The organism is Acidovorax sp. SRI_002 (assembly GCF_057586455.1).
This window is the reverse complement of sequence record NZ_JBYCZW010000002.1, coordinates 365085-385885: the sequence shown is the minus strand read 5'-3', so window position 1 is coordinate 385885 and position 20801 is coordinate 365085. Positions and strand designations below refer to the sequence as shown.

The window sequence follows — 20801 nt, the reverse complement described above, 5'->3', positions numbered from 1 at the left end:
AAATTTCACAACGAACCCTTGGTGGAGGGGATGACACCGGCCGAGCGCGGATCACGCTCCAGCGCCGCACGCAGCGTGCGCCCGAACGCCTTGAAGATGGTCTCGCACTGGTGGTGTGCGTTGACGCCCTTGAGGTTGTCGATGTGCAGCGTGACGCCCGCGTGGTTCACAAAGCCCTGGAAGAACTCGAACACCAGTTGCGTGTCGAGCTGGCCGATGCTGCCGGAGGTGAACTTCACATCCATGTGCAGCCCGGGGCGGCCCGAGAAATCCACCACCACACGCGACAGCGCTTCGTCCAGCGGCACGTAGGCATGCCCGTAGCGGCGGATGCCTTTCTTGTCGCCCACGGCGCGCGCAAAAGCCTGGCCCAGCGTGATGCCCACGTCTTCCACGGTGTGGTGGCCGTCGATGTGCAGGTCACCCTCGCAGTCGATGTCGAGGTCGATCAGCCCATGGCGGGCGATCTGGTCGAGCATGTGGTCGAAGAAGCCGATGCCGGTGTGCAGCTTCGCCTGGCCGGTGCCGTCGAGGTTGATGCGCACACTGATGCGCGTTTCGGCGGTGTTGCGGCTGACCTCGGCGATGCGGTCGGCCATCGGGTCGGCCGATGGGGCGGAAGGTACGAGTGCGGAGGAAGTCATAGGGAGGCTTGGAGTGCGGCCAGCATCTGCGCGTTGTCTTCGGCATTGCCTACCGTCAGGCGCAGGCAGTTGGCCAGCAATGGGTGCATTGTAGAAACGTTCTTGACGAGCACCTTGCGGTTTTTCATGCCCTCGTAGGCCTTGGCGGAATCCGCCACACGGATCAGCACCATGTTGGCCTCGCTGTCCCAGCACTTTTCGACACCCGGCATCTGGCGCAGGGCTGCGATGAGCGTGGTGCGTTCGGCACGGATCTCAGCGGCCTGGGCGGCAAAAACCTCGGTATGTTCCAGCGCAAACAGGGCGGCTTCGCAGTTGAGCACGCTCACGTTGTAGGGCGGGCGCACCTTGTCGATCTCGCTCACGAACGCCGAGGGCCCGATGAGGTAGCCAAGGCGCACGCCTGCCAGACCAAACTTGCTGAGCGTGCGCATGAGCAGCACATGGGCGTTGCGCGCGGGCTCGGCCCGCATGCGGTCGATCCAGGTGCGGCTGGCAAAGGGCTGGTAGGCCTCGTCCATGACGACGATGCCGCCCTGAGCGCCCGCGGCGTCGATGATGCGCTGCACTGCGCCCTCGTCCCACAGCGTGGCCGTGGGGTTGTTGGGGTAGGCGATGTAGGTGATGGCGGGGTTGTGCTGCGCGATGGCGGCCAGCATGGCGGGCTCATCCAGCTCGAAGTCGGGCGTGAGCGGCACGCCGACAAAGTCCAGGCCCTGCAGCTGCGCAGACAGCGGGTACATCACAAAACCCGGCATGGGCGCCAGCATGGTGGCGCGCTGGCCCGTGCCGGGCTGTGCGCAGGCCAGGGCCAGCAGGGTGATGAGTTCGTCCGAGCCATTGCCCAGCACCACGCCGTAGCCCTCGGGCATCCCGGCGTATTTCGCGAGCGCCGCCTTCAGGTCCAGCAGGCGGTCGCCGGGGTACCGGTTGAGTGCCACCGCACCCAGGCGCTGGCCCAGCGCGGCCTGGAGGTGCGCGGGCAGGCGGAACGGGTTCTCCATCGCGTCCATCTTGAGCATGCCGGTGGAGGGCTGCACGCCGTAAGCGTGCATGGCGCGCACGTCGGGGCGGATACGGGCCAGGGCTTGGAGAGGAGACGACGCAGGAGTAGTCATTCGGTGGTGTCCAGTTCGTTGGGGGTGACAAGAAAAGGGTTGATCGGCCGCACGGCGTCCATCGGCTGGTCGTGTGGCAACGCTTCGGTGAGCAGGTAGCGGCAGCCCTGCTGATGGGCGGACGAGAGGATGAGCGCATCCCAGTAGCCCAGGCGGTAGCGGTCCTGCAGGTCCCAGGCGCCGTCCACCGTGTAGGAGTCGAGGTGCGGCGGCAGCCACACGCGCAGGCGGCGCACCTGGGCGCGCACCTGCTGCAGCACGTGGGGGCCATCAAAACGCTGGATGGCCTGGTTGTACAGCTCGTTGAGCACCTGCGAGCTGATGCGGCCGCTGCGCGTCTGCCAGCAAAAGCTGATCCATTCACGCGCCCGCGCCTGGCGCCCGGTATCGCGGTCGTCCACGCTGGCGAGCAGGATTTCGGTATCGACAAAGATGGGGACGGTGGCCATGCGTTTTGCCCGGTTCAGCGCAGAAACAGGGTTTCGCGCGGCACATAGGGCCCACTGGACGCGCCCCAGGATTCAAACCCAAGAGCCTCGCGCATGGCCTGTGCGTAGGCGTCTTCCTGGCGCATCTTTTCGGCCAGCCATTCACCGAGCAGGCGCGAGACGCTGCTGCCGCGCTTGGCGGCTTCCACGCGCACCCATTCGGCAACGGTGTCGTCCATGGTCACGGTGATGTTTTTCATGGATTAAATATTACACGAACTTCGTGCACCACGAACTTCGTGTTGATTAAAACACCACAATCAAGCCGCCTTGCGCTGTGCCCCGCCCTGCAGCATCTGGCACGCCATGTCACCCACGGTGCGCAGCGCCTCCAGATGGGCAGGCGACCAGTCGCCCCCCACGCCAATGCGCAGGCAGTTGCGGAACCGCCCGCTGGCGCTGAACACCGTGCCGGGTGCGATCAGAATCTGCCGGGCCAGGCAGGCCTCGTGCAGTTGCACGGAATCGAGCGCGCGCGGCAGCTCCAGCCACAGCAGCAGGCCGCCGGGCGGGTCACTCACGCGCGTACCCTGCGGGAAGTGCGCGGCAATCACATGGCGCACCTCATCCATGCGCGCCGCCACGGCCGCACGCAGCTGGCGCATGGCGGCGGCGTGGCCCGTCTGGGTGATGAGGTCGGCCAGGGCCAGCTCCAGCACGGCGGACTGGCCACCCGCCTGCAGGTCCTTGATGGCGCGCAGCTTGTCGGCCCAGCGGCCGGCCTCCAGCCAGCCCAGGCGCAGGCCCGGCGCCAGCGTCTTGGAGAACGAGTCGCACAACATCACATGGCCTGTGGTGTCGTACGACTTGACGGTGCGGCGCATCTCGTCCACCTCGACCAGATCGTTGTAGATCGCGTCCTCGATGACCGCCATGTCGTGCCGCGCCGCCATCTGCACCAGGCGCCTGCGCTCGGCCTGGGGCATGCAGCTGCCCAGCGGGTTGCTGAGCGTGGGCACCACCATCACCGCCTTGACGGGCTGGGTGTCCAACGCCAGTTGCAGCGCATCCAGCGAGAGGCCGTTGCGCGGGTGGGTGGGAATCTCCAGCGCCTTGAGGTGCAGGCCCTGCAGCACCTCCAGAAAAGAAAAATGCGTGGGTGACTCCAGCGCAACCACGTCGCCCGGCTGCGTCACCGCGCGCAGGCACAGCGCAATGCTGTCCATGCAGCCGCCTGTGATCACGATGTTCTCGGGGTCCAGGCTGCAGCCCAGGCTGACGGCATAGCGCGCCAGGGCGCGGCGCGCGTCCTCATGGCCCGACGAACCGGGGTAAGTGCACAGCAGGTTGCGGTGGCGCTGCGCGGCGCGCACCACGGCGCGGCGCACGCGGTCGGGGTTGAACAGCTCGGGGCCGGGCGTGCCGCTACTGTACGAGATTATGTCCACCGGCTGGTTGCGCCCCAGGATACGCTGGCCCAGCCAGTCCACCGACACCTCGCGCGGGCGGCGCATCGGGCGCGGTGTGCTGGGCTCGGGCAGGCTCACCGGCCGCGCCGCAACAAAAAAGCCGGAGCGCGGGCGCGCGGTGATCAGGCGCGCATCTTCGAGCCAGTGGTAGGCCTGCACCACCGTTGTCTGCGCCACGCCGTGCTGGCGGGCCAGTTCGCGCACCGACGGCAGCTTTTCGCCGCGCGCGAGCGTGCCATTGCGGATCAGCTGCGCGAGTTGCTCGGCAATCTGGAGGTACAGCGGGGGTGCGTCATCGGTGGCCATGCTGCATTCTGTACTGGCCCTCTGGTCGATAGACAGTACAGAGGCATCCCAGTACGACCAGTACAGATGGGTTGGTTTGCTGTTCTGTACTGGCCCAGATTGTGCAGGCCTGTGGCTGGTGGCGCATCGCAGGTGGCCGCACAGTGAAGGCATGAACACGCTGCACACCCCCACCCCACCGTCGCCCGCACTGCCCAGCCAGCCTGCGGTTCCTCTCACGCTGCAATGGAAGCGCCAGCCCCTGCCGCCGCTGCAGGCCGTCCAGGTGCTGGACTTCCGCGCGGGCGAGATCGCCCTGCTCGAAGTCGAACAGGGCCGCGTCTGGGTGACCTGTGATGGTCTTCTGGAGGACTATTTTCTGGAGGCCGGCCAGCGCCTGTCCTTCACCGGACCCGTGCGACTGCGGGTCAGTGCCGAAGGCCACCGGCCCGCGCGGCTGAACTGGGCGCAGCACCGGGCGGTGGCAGGAGCCGCCTGTCCGCCTGCACCCGCCGCATCTCAGCCCAAGGCGTCGGCACCCACACAGGGTGCCCTGCCCCGGGGGGCGATCAGCGCGGCTTAACTCCAGCTTTGAGCCGCATCTCGGCCGCCTGCGCGTGGGCCTGCAGGCCCTCGCCATAGGCCAGCTCGGCAGCAATGGCGCCCAGCACCTGGGCACCGGCTTCGCTCACTTCGATGATGCTGCTGCGCTTCTGGAAGTCGTACACGCCCAGCGGGGACGAGAAGCGTGCCGTGCCGCTGGTGGGCAGCACGTGGTTGGGGCCTGCGCAGTAGTCGCCCAGGCTTTCGGAGGTGTAGGCCCCCAGGAAGATCGCGCCCGCGTGGCGCAGCAACGGCTCCCAGCGGTGTGGGTCCGTGCTGCTCACTTCCAGGTGTTCCGGTGCGATGCGGTTGCTGATGGCGCAGGCTTCTTCCATGTCCTTGGTGAGGATCAGTGCGCCCCGGCCAGTGAGGCTCTTGGCGATGATCTCGGCGCGCGGCATGGTGGGCAGCAGGCGGTCGATCTCGCGCTGCACGGCGTCGAGGTAGGCGGCGTCGGGGCACAGCAGAATGCTCTGGGCCAGCTCGTCATGTTCCGCCTGGCTGAAGAGGTCCATGGCCACCCAGTCGGGCGGTGTGGTGCCATCGGCCAGCACCAGGATTTCGCTCGGGCCCGCGATCATGTCGATGCCCACGGTGCCGAACACGCGCTTCTTGGCGCTGGCCACATAGGCGTTGCCGGGGCCGGTGATCTTGTCCACCTTGGGCACGGTGGCCGTGCCGTAGGCCAGCGCGGCCACGGCCTGGGCGCCGCCGATGGTGAAGGCGCGGGTCACACCGGCCACGTAGGCGGCGGCCAGCACCAGCTCGTTGCGCTCGCCCTTCGTCGAGGTGCCCTCGCCCGTTCCGCCGGTCGCCACGCTGCCACGCACGGGGGTGGGCACGACCATGATGATTTCCTGCACTCCCGCTACGTGGGCCGGGATGGCGTTCATCAGCAGGCTCGACGGGTAGGCGGCCTTGCCGCCGGGCACGTAGATGCCCACGCGGTCCAGCGGCGTGACCTTCTGGCCCAGCAGAGTGCCGTCCTCGTCGCGGTAGCTCCAGCTCTCGCCCGAAGCCTTCTTCTGCGCTTCGTGGTAGCTGCGCACGCGCTTGGCGGCGGCCTGCAGCGCGTCGCGCTGGGCCTGGGGGATGGCGTCAAACGCGGCCTTGAAGTCGGCCTGGGTCAGCTCCAGCGCGGCCATGTCGGGCGCCGAGAGGCCGTCGAAGCGGGCGGTGTACTCCAGCACCGCCGCGTCGCCGCGCTTTTGCACGTCGGCCAGGATGTCGGCCACGCGCTGCTCGATGGCCGCGTCGGTGTCGGCAGACCAATGCAGGCGGGCTGCAAAATCAGCCTCAAAAGTGGCCGCAGCGGTGGACAGACGGGCGGGAGCAGCTACCAAAGTCATAGTGGGTTCTACGGTGGGTTCAGTTCTTGGGGGCAGGGATGGCCGAAGCAAACGCATCAATGATGCGGCGCAGCGGTGCCTGCTTGAGCTTGAGCGCGGCCTGGTTGACCACGAGGTAGGAGCTGATGTCCATAATGCGCTCCACCTCCACCAGATGGTTGGCCTTGAGCGTGTTGCCGGTGGACACCAGGTCGACGATGGCATCGGCCAGGCCGATGAGCGGCGCCAGTTCCATGCTGCCGTAAAGCTTGACCATGTCGACATGCACGCCCTTGGTGGCAAAGAAGTCACGCGCAATCGACGTGTACTTGGTGGCGACCTTCAGGCGCGAGCCCTGCTTGACAGCGCGCTCGTAGTCAAAATCATTGCGCACGGCAACGCTCACGCGGCACTTGGCAATCTGCAGGTCCAGCGGCTGGTACAGCCCCTGGCCACCATGTTCGATCAGGGTGTCCTTGCCGGTCACGCCGATGTCGGCGCCGCCGTATTCCACATAGGTGGGAACGTCGGTGGCGCGCACCAGCACCACGCGCACGTTGGGCTGGTTCGTGGGCAGGATGAGCTTGCGCGATTTTTCGGGGTCTTCGAGCACCTCGATGCCTGCAGCGGCCAGCAGCGGCAGGGTTTCGTCAAAGATGCGGCCCTTGGAAAGCGCCAGGGTGATCATCGTCATGTTTTCTAATTACTCCACTGTTTCTTGCCTGCTACTGCACTGTGATCCGTGAGCGCCCCATGCCAGGGACGCCGTGCAAGGGCCGCCCCGCCGCACTGGCGTCGTCCCCCTTCCCACGCGCAGCGTGAGAGAAGGGGGAAGCGGCGAAGCCGCTCAGGGGGTTGTTCTTCATGCCACTCGTTCGATGTCGGCGCCAATGCCGCGCAGTTTGGCTTCCATGCAGTCGTAGCCGCGGTCCAGGTGGTAGATGCGGTCCACCACGGTTTCGCCGTCGGCCACCAAGCCGGCAATGACGAGGCTGGCCGATGCACGCAGGTCAGTGGCCATCACGGTGGCGCCGGACAGGCGGGGCACGCCTTCGATCACAGCCACCTTGCCATCGGTCTGGATCTTGGCACCCAGCCGCACCAGCTCATTGACATGCATGAAGCGGTTTTCAAAAATTGTCTCGGTCACCGTGGCCGTGCCCTGCGCAATGCAAATGAGCGCCATGAACTGGGCCTGCATGTCGGTGGGGAAACCGGGGTACTCGGTGGTGCGAAAGCCCTGGGCCTTGAGCGTGGCGCCGCCCGCGCTTTGCACGCGGATACCGCCCTCGACCGCTTGCACGGTGGCACCGGCCTCACGCAGCTTTTCGATCACCGCATCCAGGTGGTCGGCGCGGCCATGGCGCAGCACCACATCACCGCCCGTGGCTGCCACAGCGCAGAGGAAGGTGCCAGCCTCGATGCGGTCGGCCACCACGCGGTGGGTGCAGCCGTGCAGTTGGTCCACGCCCTGGATGCGGATGCGGCTGGTGCCATGGCCTTCGATCTTCGCGCCCATGGCGATCAGCATCTCGGCCAGGTCCGAAATCTCAGGTTCTTGCGCGGCGTTTTCCAGCACCGTCTCGCCTTCGGCCAGCGCAGCGGCCATGAGGAAGTTTTCGGTGCCCGTCACCGTGACCATGTCGGTGGTGATGCGCGCGCCCTTCAAACGCGTCCAACCCGCAGGCAACTTGGCGATCATGTAGCCGTGTTCGACCACGATCTCGGCGCCCATGGCGGCCAGGCCCTTGATGTGCTGGTCCACCGGGCGCGAACCGATGGCGCAGCCGCCGGGCAGCGACACCGTGGCCTCGCCAAAGCGGGCCAGCAGCGGGCCCAGCGCCAGCACCGAGGCACGCATGGTCTTGACCAACTCGTACGGCGCCTCGGGCGTGTTGAGCGCACTGGCGTCGATGCGCACCGTGCCGTCGTCGGCGCGCTCTGCGGTCACGCCCATATTGCGGATGAGCTTGAGCATGGTGCTCACATCCTGCAGCTGGGGCACGTTGAGCAGGGTCACCGGGTCGGCGGTGAGCAGCGCGGCACACAACTCCGGCAAGGCGGCGTTCTTGGCGCCAGAGACCAGCACCTCGCCTTGCAAGGTGCGTCCGCCGCGAATCAGGAGTTTGTCCATCTCTATCTAACAACCAAAATATGAATGAAAATGGCCCTTAGCGCTTATCTATCAAGCACCAACTGCTATCAATAAATGAGTAACCAGACAGGCAGTGTCACTGCGCTTGCGCCGCCCACTCGGCGGGGGTGAAGGTCTTCATCGACAGCGCGTGAACTTCATCCGTATGCATTTTCGCGCCCAGCGTGGCGTACACGCGCTGGTGGCGTTGGATGGCGCGCTTGCCCTCGAACTCGGCCGAGACGATGGTGGCGTACCAGTGGCGCCCATCGCCCTCCAGCGTGATGTGTTCGCAGGCCAGGCCGGCGGCGATGATGTCTTTGAGTTGGTCAGCGGTCATGTTGGGCTCGGAATCAGTTGCGAATTTTGTAGCCGGTGCGCAGCAGGTGCACGGCGAGAAAGCTCACGGCCAGCCAGGCGATGCCCACGATGCTGAGGCTGAGCCAGGGCGAGGTATCGCTCTGGCCAAAGAAGCCATAGCGGAACCCGTCAATCATGTAGAAAAACGGGTTGAGGTGGCTCACGGTCTGCCAGAACGGCGGCAGCGACTGGATGGAATAGAACACGCCCGAGAGGAACGTCATGGGCACGACCACGAAGTTTTGGAACGCGGCGAGCTGATCAAACTTGTCGGCCCACAGCCCGGCAATGAGCCCCAACGTGGCCAGCAGGCCCGCGCCCAGCACCGCAAACACCAGTATCCACAGCGGCGCCGCAAACTCTGGCCGCGCAAAAGCCAGCGTGACGATGAACACACCCAGCCCCACCACCAGCCCGCGCACCATGGACGAGCCCACATAGGCCACAAACCAGGCCCAGTGCGACAGCGGCGTGAGCAGCACAAACACCAGACTGCCCATGATCTTGCTCTGGATCAGGCTCGACGAGCTGTTGGCAAAGGCGTTTTGCAGCACGCTCATCATCACGAGGCCGGGCACCAGAAAGGCGGTGTAGCTGATGCGGTCGTAGACCTTGACGTGATCTTCGAGCACGTGACCGAAGATCAGCAGGTACAACACGGCCGTGAGCACCGGCGCGGCAACGGTCTGGAAGCTGACCTTCCAGAACCGCAGGACTTCCTTGTAGAACAGGGTCTGCCAGCCGGTCATAGCGCGACACCTTCGAGTGGGATGTTGGACGCAGACGTACCGGACATCACCTGCAAGAACACATCCTCCAGGTCCGGCCTGCGGATCTCCATGTCATGCACCTCTACGCCCGCTACGCGCAGCGCTGCCAGGTGGCTTTCGATCTCTGCGGCGTCGTGCGCGGGCAGTTGCACGATACGACCGGTGACACGCGCCGCCATCGCCAGGGCGGGTGGCAAAGCCGCATCGGTCTTGAACTGCAGGATGCTGCCTGAAGCCGCCTGCAGCAGTTCGCTGGTGCGGTTCAGCGCTACGATCTGGCCGGACTTGAGCATGGCAATGCGGCCACACAGGGCTTCGGCTTCTTCCAGGTAATGCGTGGTCAGCAACACCGTGTGGCCTTCCTTGTTCAGGCGCGCGACAAAGTGCCAAAGGGTCTGGCGCAGCTCCACGTCCACGCCAGCCGTTGGTTCATCGAGCACGATGATGGGCGGCTTGTGCACCAGCGCCTGCGCCACGAGCACGCGGCGCTTCATACCGCCCGAGAGTTGCCGCATGTTGGCGTTGGCCTTGTCGGTAAGGCCCAGGTTCTCCAGCAGCTCGTCGATCCAGGCGTCGTTGTTCTTCACGCCGAAATAGCCGGACTGGATGCGCAGCGATTCGCGCACGTTGAAGAAGGGGTCGAACACCAGTTCCTGCGGCACCACACCGAGCTTGCGGCGCGCCTCGGCAAAGTCGGCCTGCACGTCGCTGCCCTGCACCAGCACACGGCCGCTGCTGGCGCGCGCCAGGCCCGCGAGGATGCTGATCAGGGTGGTTTTACCGGCACCGTTGGGGCCGAGGAGTCCGAAGAACTCGCCCTCCTCAATGTCCAGGTTGACCTGGTTCAGTGCCTGAAAAGGGCCTTTGGGCGTGGCAAAGGTCTTGGAGATGGCTTGGAAGGAGACTGCGGGCATGAAGCCCCTGATTTTACGGCCTTGCCCCGAACTGCGTTATGGCGGAGGGTATGCAGCCTCAGGACACGGGCGTGAGCAAGGTGCCAACGCCGTACAAGCCCGCCATGCCGCGCAGCGCCGTGGGCAACCCCTGCACGGCAAAGGTCTTGCCCACTGACAGCGCCTCACGCCGGCATTCCAGCAGCACGGCCAGGGCCGAGCTGTCAAACACCGTCATCGCGCTCGCATCCACCACCACACCACTTTCACGGTGCACGCGCAGCCCCTGCAGAAGCATCTGCAGGCAGGCTGTGGCCTGGCGGTGGGTCAGCTCGGGGGGGAGAACCAGCATGGAGGAGGCTCAGCCCTTGGCGGTGGAGTTGGCTTTGTTGCGCGCAGCCAGGGTCTCGATCAGGCCATCAATACCCTTGGCGTTGATCTCCTGGGCAAACTGGCCCCGGTAGGTTTCCACCAGCCAGACACCCAGCACATTCAGGTTGTAGATCTTCCAGCCTGCGCCGTCGCCAGGGGTTTTTTCGAGGCGGTAGTCAAGCTGAATGGGGTCGCCACGGCCCACGATTTCGGTGCGCACCAGCACGTCCTTGTCTTCGGGCGCAGCGCGCAACGGCTTGACCTGGATGCTTTGGTCGTTGACCTGCGCCAGCGCACCCGCATAGGTGCGCACCAGCAAGATCTTGAACTCGTCCTGCAGGCGTTTTTGCTGCTCGGGCGTGGCCTGGCGCCAGCCTGGCCCCACGGCAGCGGCAGTCATGCGGCGAAAGTTGACGTTGGGCATCACGGTCTTGTCCACCAGCGCGATCACCTTGGTCAAGTCGCCGCCCTGAATCGCCTTGTCGGACTTCACAGTGTTGAGCACGTCGGTGGACAGGCGCTTGATCATCGCGTCCGGCGCTTCGTCTGCCGCCAGAGCGGCCAGCGGCAAGCCCAGAGATGCCACGGCGGCAGCACACAGTGCCAGGTGGCCCAGGGAACGTCGGTTCATCATGTCCTCTATCCTCTACTTTCTCATTCAGTCATGAGCCGCCATCCGGCATGCCCGTGTTGCATTGTGGTGGCCGCAGAAACAACGCATGCGTCGCGGGCGTTGCGGTGTGCAAGCAAGTGCAACACGATCGCCCGCGCTATGGCCGCCATCGGCGGGCAGCCCCCTGGAAATCACCTCAACGGGGAGGCTCTTGCGGCAGCACGCCGTCGTTGCCGTCTTTGCCATCCGAGCCCTTGCTGTTCTGGGGCTCGCCAGCCTGGCTGCGCACCTGCAGGAAAACGTCCCGCGTGAAGCTGTACTTGTCCAGCGCGGCACTGTCGAGGACGGAGCTTGCCCGCAAAAGATTGGCGCGCGTGTCCACCACTCGCAGTGCATACAGCGTGTTCCGGGCCGAGACCGGGTCCACATAGCTCACCACGTTGCCCTTCATGTCCACCGGGAGCGCAAAGGTGTCGCGCACCGTGGACGGGCCGAGAACCGGCAGCACCAGGTATGGGCCAGTTCCCACGCCCCATCGGCCCAGCGTCAGGCCAAAGTCCTGCTTGTAGCGGTCTATGCCCAGCTCACTGGCGATATCGAGCACCCCGCCGAGACCCATGAAGGTGTTGACATTGACGCGCATGAACGTCGAGGCGGCAGCCTCCGCGCGCAGTTGCAGCACGTTGTTCACAAACGACCAGACATCGCCGATGTTGGCGAAAAAGTTGCTCACCCCCGTGCGCACGGGGGCGGGCGCGATGTCCTGGTAGGCAATCGCTACCGGCTTGAGCACCATGGCATCAACTTGCTCGTTGAAGTTGGTCATGCTCCGGTTGTAGGATTCCAGCGGATCACGCGGGTCGGGATTGGCCACGGTGGCACAGCCCGAAAGCAGCGCACCGGCCAACAGCAGCGCCGAACCGCCCAGCGCACGTGGCAAGCCCTGCTGCTTGGAGCCGGTGGGCAGGGTGGTTGTTTCAAAGTTCTTCATTTCTTGTCACCTGCCCCTGCGGGCTTACCGCCGTCTTCGGCTTTGCTGTAGAGAAACTGTCCAATGAGGTTTTCGAGCACCACGGCAGACTGGGTCGCGGTGACCATGTCGCCCGCAACAAGGTTCTTCTCGTCCGCCCCGGCCTCAATACCGATGTACTGCTCACCCAACAGGCCGCTGGTGAGAATCTTGAGGGAGCTGTCCTTCGGGAAAGCGTAGCGGTTTTCCATCGCCAGCGTCACCCGCGCCTGGTAGGTCTTGTCGTCGAACGTGATGGACTCCACACGCCCGACCACCACGCCCGCACCGCGCACCGCAGCCTGGGGCTTGAGCCCGCCGATGTTGTCAAAACGCGCCGTGATGCGGTAGCCGGACTGGAAATTCAGGCTCAGCAAATTGGCGGACTGGAGCGCCAGAAACACCAGCGCCACGGCACCCAGCATCACGAACAGCCCAACCCAGAGATCGTTTTTGGAGCGTTGCATTGTTTATTTCCTCTTCACTGCCAGCATCGCCAGCTCAGATACTGAACATCAGGGCCGTGAGGACGAAGTCGAGCCCCAGCACGGCCAGGCACGCCATCACCACGGTGCGCGTAGTGGCACGCGACACGCCCTCGGGCGTGGGCTTGGCAGTAAAGCCCTGCAGCAACGCCACAAAGGTGACGGCAACGCCGAACACCACGCTTTTGAGCACCCCGTTGCCCACGTCTTTCCACACGTCAACGCCGCCCTGCGTCTGGCTCCAGAAAGCGCCGGGGTCGATGCCGATCATGAGCACGCCCACGCTCCAGCCACCAATCACCCCCACCGCACTGAACACCGTCGCCAGCAGGGGCATGGTGATCACGCCGGCCCAGAAGCGGGGCGCCAGAATGCGCTGGACGGGGTCCACCGCCATCATTTCCATCGCGCTGAGCTGCTCGCCAGCACGCATCAAACCAATCTCGGCCGTCAGCGACGTGCCCGCCCGCCCCGCAAACAGCAAGGCGGTGACCACGGGCCCCAGCTCCCGCACCAGCGACAGCGTGACCAGAAGACCCAGCGCTTCTGCTGAACCGTAGCGCTGCAGCGTGTAATACCCCTGCAGCCCCAGCACCAGCCCTACAAACAGGCCGGACACTGCGATGATGGCCAGCGAGTAGTTGCCCAGAAAATGCACCTGGTCGCGCACCAGCGAAGGCCGCATGAAGGTGGCACCCACCATCCGCACCAGCCGTACAAAAAGACGCGCGCCCATGCCAATGTCAGCCAGCTTTTGGCGCACGGCAAAACCGACATCGGAGGGGTTGTACCAGCTCACCGTGCACGCCCTCCCACAGGTCCGAAGTCCTGCACCTCGTCAGGGCCAGGGTAATGAAAGGGTACCGGCCCTGTGGGCAAGGCATTGACAAACTGGTGGACCAGGGGGTCCGTGCTGGCACGCACCTCATCTGGCGTGCCCTGAGCAGCCACCACGCCAGCCCCGAGGATGATCACGTGGTCTGCCAACCGGAAGGTTTCTTCCAGGTCGTGCGAGACCACGATGCTCGTGAGGCCCATGGCGTCATTGAGCTGGCGGATCAGCTGCGCCGCCGTTCCCAGGGAAATGGGGTCCAGCCCCGCAAAAGGCTCGTCGTACATGACCAGCTCCGGGTCCAGCGCAATGGCACGGGCCAGGGCCACCCGCCGGGCCATTCCCCCCGAAATCTCGCTGGGCATGAGGTCACGTGCGCCGCGCAGGCCCACGGCATGCAGTTTCATGAGGACCACGTCGCGGATCAGCGCTTCGGAAAGGTCGGTGTGCTCCCTGAGCGGAAAGGCCACATTCTCGAAAACACTCAGGTCAGTGAACAACGCCCCGAACTGGAACAGCATCCCCATCCGGCGACGGACGGCGTACAAGCCAGACGCATCAAGGCGACCAACGTCCTGCCCATCAAACAGGACTTCACCGCCCGAAGCCCGCTGCTGCCCCCCTATCAGGCGCAGCACCGTGGTCTTGCCCCCACCGGAGGCACCCATCAGCGCCGTGACCTTGCCACGCGGCACGGTCAGCGAAACGTCGCGCAGGATGTCGCGGTCTCCGTAGGAGAACGTGACACTGCGCAGTTCGGCAAGGAGGGAGGGGTCAGGCATGCAAAAAAGATTCAGGATTCCGGGTCATCCGCCACCACACAGTGATTCCTCGGGCCGCAGGAACCCGCGATAGTAGCTCAAGATGCAAACATACATACATGTATGTTTGCATCTTGAAGCATCTGCATCATGAGATGGATGATCGCTCAGACGCCATACAACCCCGGATTGACAGAACCCTCGATTGTGCCAATAAAGATGCGCAGACGTGGAAGGCGGGGCCATCCACCTGGACTGGCGGGCGCGCGCCGGGTCCAGTCGGTGGCCTCGCCCAATAATGCGTCCGCCGCCCCTCCCCTCCCAACTGCCAGGGGCATATCCACCGATCGCTTTACGCCCTGACTAACCCGCAATGAAAAACGGCGCCGCAGCGCCGTTTCGATTGCATGTTCCGCAGCCGATCAGCGTGGCAGATCTGAATAGCCCATGAGGAACTCATCGACTGCACGCGCGGCCTGGCGGCCTTCGCGGATGGCCCAGACGACCAGCGACTGACCACGCCGAATGTCGCCAGCTGCGAACACCTTGGGCACGTTGGTGGCATAACCGCCATCGAAGTCGGTCGTGGCGCGGGCATTGCCCCGGGCATCCTTGTCCACGCCAAAAGCTTCCAGCACGGCAGCCACCGGGCTCACAAAGCCCATGGCCAGCAGCACCAGATCGGCGTTCAGGATCTTCTCAGACCCGGCCACCTCGACCATCTTGCCGTCCTTGAACTCCACACGCACGGTCTTGAGGCCGGTAACCTTGCCCTTTTCGCCGATGAACTCCTTGGTGGAGATGGCGAACTCGCGCTCGCAACCCTCTTCGTGGCTGGAGCTGGTGCGCAGCTTGATCGGCCAGTAAGGCCAGGTCAGCGGGCGGTTTTCCTCTTCGGGCGGCTGGGGCATCAACTCAAACTGGGTGACGCTCACGGCGCCATGGCGGTTGCTGGTACCCACGCAGTCGCTACCGGTGTCGCCGCCACCAATCACGATGACGTGTTTGCCATCGGCGCGCAACTGGCCCTTGAGCTTGTCGCCGGCGTTGACCTTGTTCTGCTGCGGCAAGAACTCCATGGCGAAGTGGATGCCATCGAGATCACGGCCCGGCACGGGCAGATCGCGCGATTGCTCAGCGCCACCGGTCAGCAGCACGGCATCGAACTCCTTGTTCAACTGCTCGGGAGTGACGGTTTCCTTGGCCCAGTTGGTGACCTTGGAATCTTTGCCCAGTCCGTCCTTGGCGGCGCCCACGAACACGCCGGTGCGAAACACCACGCCTTCGGCTTCCATCTGCTTGACGCGGCGGTCAATGTGCGACTTCTCCATCTTGAAGTCCGGAATGCCGTAGCGCAGCAGCCCGCCCACGCGGTCGTTCTTTTCAAACAGCGTGACGCTGTGGCCAGCGCGCGCGAGTTGCTGTGCTGCCGCCATGCCCGCAGGGCCAGAGCCCACCACGGCCACCTTCTTGCCCGTTTTGTGCTTGGCAACGCGTGGCTGTACCCAGCCCTCCTCCCACGCACGGTCAATGATCGCGTGCTCGATGGACTTGATGCCCACGGCGTCGTCGTTCACATTGAGCACGCAGGCGGCCTCGCAGGGTGCGGGGCAGATGCGGCCGGTGAACTCGGGGAAGTTGTTGGTGCTGTGCAGCACCTCGATCGCGCTCTTCCAGTCCGCGTGGTACACCAGATCGTTGAAGTCCGGAATGATGTTGTTTACCGGGCAGCCGTTGTTGCAGAATGGCGTGCCGCAGTCCATGCAGCGCGCGCCTTGCACCTTGGCCTGGCTTTCATCCAGCCCGATGACAAATTCCTTGTAGTGCTTCAAGCGCTCGGGCACAGGCTTGTAGCCCTCTTCGATGCGCTCGTATTCCATGAAGCCGGTAGTTTTTCCCATGACGATGTCCTTGTTTATGAATGCTGTGCGAAAGTGGGTGACGTCGCCTTACTTGGCGGGTGCCACTTCTTTTTTGGTAGCAGCTACCGCTGGTGTAGCGGACTCCTCCAGCACTTTTCGTTCATAAATTTCAGCCAACGCACGCTTGTACTCGGTCGGGAAGACCTTGACGAACTTGCTGCGCGATGCGGCCCAGTTGTCGAGCAGTTCGCGTGCGCGCTTGCTGCCCGTCCAGCGGTTGTGGTCTTCCAGCAGCTTCTTGAGCTGGGCTTCGTCGGTCTGTCCGTTGTGCCAGATCGAGCGTGGCACCGTGGCTTCCTGCTCGGTGGCGGGCAGGATGCGCTCCAGCGTCACCATGGACATGTTGCAGCGGGTGTCGAACTGACCGTCTTCGTCGTACACGTACGCCACGCCGCCGCTCATGCCCGCCGCAAAGTTGCGACCGGTCTTGCCAAGCACCACCACGGTGCCCCCGGTCATGTATTCGCAACCGTGGTCGCCCGTGCCCTCCACCACTGCGGTGGCGCCCGACAGACGCACGGCGAAACGCTCACCGGCAACGCCGCTGAAGAAGGCTTCGCCCGTGGTGGCGCCGTACATCACGGTGTTGCCAACGATGGTGTTGCGCACGGCGTCACCGCGGAAATCGATGCTGGGGCGCACGACCACGCGGCCTCCCGACAGACCCTTGCCCGTGTAGTCGTTGGCGTCGCCGATCAGGTACAGCGTGATGCCGCGCGTGAGGAACGCACCGAACGACTGGCCGCCCGTGCCTTCGAGCTGGATACGGATGCTGTCGTCGGGCAGGCCTTCGGGGTGCACGCGGGTGACAGCGCCGGACAGCATGGCGCCGACCGAGCGGTTCACGTTGCGCGCCACCTCGATGAACTGCACGCGCTCGCCCTTTTCAATGGCGGGCTTGCTGCGCTCGATGAGCTTGCGGTCCAGCGTGTGCTCGATGTTGTGGTCCTGCACGTCCACGTGGAAGCGCGGCACATCGGCGGGCACGTTGGGCTGGGCGAACAGGCGGCTGAAGTCCAGGCCACGTGCCTTCCAGTGTTCCAGTCCCTGGCGCATGTCGAGCAGATCGGTGCGGCCGATCAGGTCGTCGAACTTGCGAATGCCCAGTTGGGCCATGATCTGGCGCACTTCTTCGGCGATGAAGAAGAAATAGTTCACCACGTGCTCGGGCTTGCCCGAGAACTTCTTGCGCAGCTCGGGGTCCTGGGTGGCCACGCCCACGGGGCAGGTGTTCAGGTGGCACTTGCGCATCATGATGCAGCCTTCCACCACCAGCGGTGCCGTGGCAAAGCCGAATTCGTCCGCGCCCAGCAGCGCGCCGATGGCGACGTCGCGGCCGGTCTTCATCTGGCCGTCGGCCTGCACACGGATGCGGCCGCGCAGGCGGTTCAGCACCAGCGTCTGCTGGGTTTCGGCCAGGCCGATTTCCCAGGGGCCACCCGCGTGCTTGATGGACGACCAGGGCGAAGCGCCCGTGCCGCCGTCATGCCCTGCGATCACCACGTGGTCGCTCTTGCACTTGGCCACGCCTGCGGCGATGGTGCCCACGCCCACTTCAGAGACCAGCTTGACGCTGATGCCAGCGTGTGGTGCCACGTTCTTCAGATCGTGGATCAGTTGGGCCAGATCCTCAATGGAGTAGATGTCGTGGTGCGGCGGGGGCGAGATCAGGCCCACGCCGGGCACGCTGTGGCGCAGCTTGCCGATGTAATTGGAGACCTTGCCACCCGGCAGCTGACCACCCTCGCCGGGCTTGGCACCCTGGGCCATCTTGATCTGGATCTGGTCGGCCGACGAAAGGTATTCGGCCGTCACACCGAAGCGGCCCGATGCCACCTGCTTGATGCGGCTGCGCAGCGAGTCGCCGTCCTGCAGGGGCAGGTCGACCTCCACGTTCTCGGCACCGATCACGCTCTTGAGGGTATCGCCCTTCTTGATCGGGATGCCCTTGAGTTCGTTGCGGTAGCGTGCGGCGTCCTCACCACCTTCGCCGGTGTTGCTCTTGCCGCCGATGCGGTTCATGGCCACGGCCAGCGTGGCGTGGGCCTCGGTGGAGATGGAACCCAACGACATGGCGCCCGTGGCGAAGCGCTTGACGATTTCCTTGGCGGGCTCGACCTCGTCGACCGGGATCGCCTTGGCGGGGTCGATCTTGAACTCGAACAGACCGCGCAGCGTCATGTGGCGCTTGCTCTGGTCGTTGATCAGCTGGGCGTATTCCTTGTACGTGTTCCAGTTGTTGGCGCGCGTGCTGTGCTGCAGCTTGGCAATCGCATCGGGCGTCCACATGTGGTCTTCGCCCCGGGCGCGCCAGGCGTATTCGCCACCGGCGTCCAGCATGGTCTCGAGCACGGGGTCGTCACCAAACGCCGCCTTGTGCATGCGGATGGCTTCTTCGGCGATCTCGAACACGCCGATGCCTTCCACGCGGCTGGCGGTGCCGGTGAAGTACTTGCCCACGGTTTCCGTGTTGAGGCCGATGGCCTCGAACAACTGGGCGCCGCAGTAGCTCATGTAGGTGCTCACACCCATCTTGGACATGATCTTGGACAGGCCCTTGCCGATCGCCTTGACGTAGTTGTAGATGGCCTTGTCGGCCGACAGGTCGCCGCCCAGGTCCTTGTGCATCTCGGCCAGGGTTTCCATGGCGAGGTAGGGGTGCACGGCCTCGGCGCCGTAACCCGCCAGCACGGCGAAGTGGTGCACTTCGCGCGCGGTGCCCGTCTCGACCACCAGACCGGCCGTGGTGCGCAGGCCCGCTCCCACCAAGTGCTGGTGGATGGCGGACAACGCCAGCAGCGCAGGGATCGCCACCTGGGTAGCGCTCACGGCGCGGTCGCTCACGATCAGGATGTTGGCGCCGCCCTTGATGGCATCCACAGCCTGCGCGCACAACGAGGCGAGCTTGGCTTCCACCCCCTCACGGCCCCAGTTCAGTGGGTAGGTGATGTCGATGGTCACGCTCTTGAACTTGCCTTGCGTGTACTTTTCGATGTCGCGCAGCTTGGCCATGCCGGCAAAGTCGAGCACGGGCTGGCTCACTTCGAGCCGCATCGGCGGGTTGACCTGGTTAATGTCCAGCAGGTTCGGCTTGGGTCCGATGAAGCTGTTGAGCGACATCACGATGGCTTCGCGGATCGGATCGATCGGCGGGTTCGTCACCTGGGCGAACAGCTGCTTGAAGTAGTTGTACAGCGGCTTGTTCTTGCCCGACAGCACAGCCAGCGGACTGTCATTGCCCATCGAGCCAATGCCCTCTTCACCATTCTTGGCCATGGGCGCCATCAGGAACTTGATGTCTTCCTGCGTGTAACCAAAGGCCTGCTGGCGGTCGAGCAGCGGCAGATCGGCAGGCTGCGGTGCGGCCACTTGCGCGCCCGCGTCAATGCTGTCGAGCTTGATCCGCAGGTTTTCGATCCACTGCTTGTAGGGCTTGGTGTTGACGATGTTGGCTTTTAGCTCGTCGTCGTCGATCATGCGGCCTTGTTCCAGGTCGATCAGGAACATCTTGCCGGGCTGCAGGCGCCACTTGCGCACGATCTTGTTCTCGGGCACCGGCAACACACCCGACTCGGAGCCCATGATGACCAGATCGTCGTCGGTGATGCAGTAGCGCGAGGGGCGCAGGCCGTTGCGGTCCAGCGTAGCGCCGATCTGGCGTCCGTCGGTGAACACGATGGAGGCGGGGCCGTCCCAAGGCTCCAGCATGGCAGCGTGGTATTCATAGAAGGCGCGGCGGCGCTCGTCCATGGTGGTGTGCTGCTCCCAGGGCTCGGGGATCATCATCATCACGGCCTGGCTGATGGGGTAACCGGCCATGGTCAGCAGTTCGAGGCAGTTGTCGAACGTGGCGGTGTCGGACTGGTCGGCGAAGCTGATGGGGTAGAGCTTTTGCAGGTCGGCCGCGAGCACAGGCGAGGCCATTACGCCTTCGCGCGCCTTCATCCAGTTGTAGTTGCCCTTGACGGTGTTGATTTCACCGTTGTGCGCCACATAGCGGTAGGGGTGGGCCAGCGGCCACTCGGGAAAGGTGTTGGTGGAGAAACGCTGGTGCACCAGACCGATGGCCGAGACGCAGCGCTCGTCGGACAGGTCTTTGTAGTACACGCCCACCTGGTCGGCCAGCAGCAGGCCCTTGTAGACCACGGTGCGGCTGGACATGGAGGGGACGTAGTATTCCTTGCTGTGCTTGAGCTTGAGGGCCTGGATGTTGGCGCTGGCCGTCTTGCGGATCACGTACAGCTTGCGCTCCAGCGCGTCCTGCACGATCACGTCGTTGCCACGGCCGATGAATACCTGGCGCAGGATGGGCTCCTTCTTGCGCACGGTGGGGGACATGGGCATGTCAACATTGACCGGCACATCGCGCCAGCCCAGCAGCACCTGGCCTTCAGCCTTGATGGCGCGCTCCATCTCCTGCTCGCAGGCCAGACGCGAGGCATGCTCCTTGGGCAGGAAGATCATGCCCACACCGTATTCGCCCGCTGCTGGCAAGGTCACGCCTTGCTTGGCCATCTCTTCGCGGTACAGCGCGTCAGGGATCTGGATCAGGATGCCGGCGCCGTCGCCCATCAGCGGGTCGGCACCCACCGCGCCACGGTGGTCGATGTTTTCCAGAATCTTCAGAGCCTGCGTCACGATGTCGTGGCGCTTGATGCCCTTGATGTGGGCCACAAACCCGAGGCCGCAGGCGTCGTGTTCGTTACCCGATGAATACAAACCGTGTTGTTGCAGATGCTGGATCTCGGCAGCCGTGGTCATGGCGCACTCCTATA

The 20801-nt window shown here is 64.5% G+C and carries 20 protein-coding genes; 1 reads left to right on the top strand and 19 read right to left on the bottom strand.

Translation table 11 applies throughout. The features are described from left to right. Positions 1–5 precede the first annotated feature (5 nt). The 5 genes from hisB to AC2YJX_RS06645 are packed head-to-tail and all read right to left on the bottom strand — an operon-like array spanning position 6 to position 3965. On the bottom strand, positions 6–644 hold the full coding sequence (hisB, locus tag AC2YJX_RS06665) for an imidazoleglycerol-phosphate dehydratase HisB (RefSeq protein ID WP_121422434.1): 639 nt from the start codon (positions 642–644) through the stop codon (positions 6–8). After that, the gene (gene hisC, locus AC2YJX_RS06660; RefSeq protein ID WP_306553168.1) at positions 641–1762 is read right to left on the bottom strand and encodes a histidinol-phosphate transaminase; all 1122 of its coding nucleotides are present in this window, start codon (positions 1760–1762) and stop codon (positions 641–643) included. The genes hisB and hisC overlap by 4 nt, the downstream gene beginning before the upstream one ends. Beyond that, positions 1759–2211, bottom strand: coding sequence for a PIN domain-containing protein (locus tag AC2YJX_RS06655; RefSeq protein WP_121507442.1), 453 nt, complete (start codon positions 2209–2211; stop codon positions 1759–1761). Before AC2YJX_RS06655 ends, hisC begins: the two co-directional genes overlap by 4 nt. Before the next feature lie 14 nt (positions 2212–2225). Beyond that, the gene (locus AC2YJX_RS06650) at positions 2226–2450 is read right to left on the bottom strand and encodes a hypothetical protein (protein WP_015012682.1); all 225 of its coding nucleotides are present in this window, start codon (positions 2448–2450) and stop codon (positions 2226–2228) included. 60 nt (positions 2451–2510) lie between these two features. Continuing rightward, positions 2511–3965 (bottom strand): aminotransferase-like domain-containing protein, encoded by a 1455-nt coding sequence (locus tag AC2YJX_RS06645; protein WP_487255607.1) that lies wholly within the window; start codon positions 3963–3965, stop codon positions 2511–2513. Between the two features lie 151 nt (positions 3966–4116). On the opposite strand from AC2YJX_RS06645, the gene AC2YJX_RS06640 reads away from it, so the two are divergent. Then, positions 4117–4527: a DUF2917 domain-containing protein gene (locus tag AC2YJX_RS06640; protein ID WP_121507443.1), complete on the top strand. Its 411-nt coding sequence runs from the start codon at positions 4117–4119 to the stop codon at positions 4525–4527. Here AC2YJX_RS06640 and hisD read toward each other — a convergent pair. From hisD to AC2YJX_RS06570, 14 genes are all read right to left on the bottom strand, one after another. After that, positions 4514–5896, bottom strand: coding sequence for a histidinol dehydrogenase (gene hisD / locus AC2YJX_RS06635; RefSeq protein WP_487255606.1), 1383 nt, complete (start codon positions 5894–5896; stop codon positions 4514–4516). The two genes, AC2YJX_RS06640 and hisD, sit on opposite strands and share 14 nt — an antisense overlap. 19 nt (positions 5897–5915) lie before the next feature. Continuing rightward, positions 5916–6563 (bottom strand): ATP phosphoribosyltransferase, encoded by a 648-nt coding sequence (hisG, locus tag AC2YJX_RS06630; RefSeq protein WP_121508815.1) that lies wholly within the window; start codon positions 6561–6563, stop codon positions 5916–5918. 174 nt (positions 6564–6737) lie between these two features. Further along, positions 6738–8009 carry a UDP-N-acetylglucosamine 1-carboxyvinyltransferase gene (gene murA, locus AC2YJX_RS06625; RefSeq protein ID WP_487255605.1) on the bottom strand — a complete coding sequence of 424 codons (1272 nt, stop codon included), beginning with the start codon at positions 8007–8009 and terminating at the stop codon, positions 6738–6740. Positions 8010–8106: 97 nt separating this feature from the next. Beyond that, positions 8107–8349, bottom strand: a complete 243-nt coding sequence (locus tag AC2YJX_RS06620) for a BolA family protein (protein WP_010462096.1) — start codon at positions 8347–8349, stop codon at positions 8107–8109. Between the two features lie 13 nt (positions 8350–8362). Next, complete coding sequence (locus AC2YJX_RS06615) at positions 8363–9118, bottom strand: ABC transporter permease (RefSeq protein WP_121507446.1); 756 nt, start codon at positions 9116–9118, stop codon at positions 8363–8365. After that, a complete protein-coding gene (locus AC2YJX_RS06610) occupies positions 9115–10053 on the bottom strand; it encodes an ABC transporter ATP-binding protein (protein WP_055399246.1) in 939 nt (312 codons plus the stop codon). The genes AC2YJX_RS06615 and AC2YJX_RS06610 overlap by 4 nt, the downstream gene beginning before the upstream one ends. A gap of 58 nt (positions 10054–10111) precedes the next feature. After that, positions 10112–10384 (bottom strand): STAS domain-containing protein, encoded by a 273-nt coding sequence (locus tag AC2YJX_RS06605; RefSeq protein WP_055399248.1) that lies wholly within the window; start codon positions 10382–10384, stop codon positions 10112–10114. Between the two features lie 9 nt (positions 10385–10393). Further along, complete coding sequence (locus tag AC2YJX_RS06600; protein ID WP_055399250.1) at positions 10394–11038, bottom strand: MlaC/ttg2D family ABC transporter substrate-binding protein; 645 nt, start codon at positions 11036–11038, stop codon at positions 10394–10396. A gap of 175 nt (positions 11039–11213) precedes the next feature. Further along, positions 11214–12008, bottom strand: coding sequence for an MlaA family lipoprotein (locus AC2YJX_RS06595; RefSeq protein ID WP_055399252.1), 795 nt, complete (start codon positions 12006–12008; stop codon positions 11214–11216). Next, entirely contained in the window at positions 12005–12493 is a 489-nt protein-coding gene (gene mlaD / locus AC2YJX_RS06590; RefSeq protein WP_121507448.1) for an outer membrane lipid asymmetry maintenance protein MlaD, read from the bottom strand. The genes AC2YJX_RS06595 and mlaD overlap by 4 nt, the downstream gene beginning before the upstream one ends. Positions 12494–12527: 34 nt before the next feature. Then, positions 12528–13310, bottom strand: a complete 783-nt coding sequence (mlaE, locus tag AC2YJX_RS06585; protein WP_487255604.1) for a lipid asymmetry maintenance ABC transporter permease subunit MlaE — start codon at positions 13308–13310, stop codon at positions 12528–12530. Continuing rightward, positions 13307–14125, bottom strand: coding sequence for an ABC transporter ATP-binding protein (locus tag AC2YJX_RS06580; protein WP_487255603.1), 819 nt, complete (start codon positions 14123–14125; stop codon positions 13307–13309). Before AC2YJX_RS06580 ends, mlaE begins: the two co-directional genes overlap by 4 nt. Positions 14126–14526: 401 nt before the next feature. Continuing rightward, on the bottom strand, positions 14527–16005 hold the full coding sequence (locus AC2YJX_RS06575) for a glutamate synthase subunit beta (RefSeq protein ID WP_487255602.1): 1479 nt from the start codon (positions 16003–16005) through the stop codon (positions 14527–14529). A 48-nt stretch (positions 16006–16053) separates the two neighbouring features. Continuing rightward, positions 16054–20787 carry a glutamate synthase-related protein gene (locus AC2YJX_RS06570; protein WP_121422425.1) on the bottom strand — a complete coding sequence of 1578 codons (4734 nt, stop codon included), beginning with the start codon at positions 20785–20787 and terminating at the stop codon, positions 16054–16056. Positions 20788–20801 lie beyond the last annotated feature (14 nt).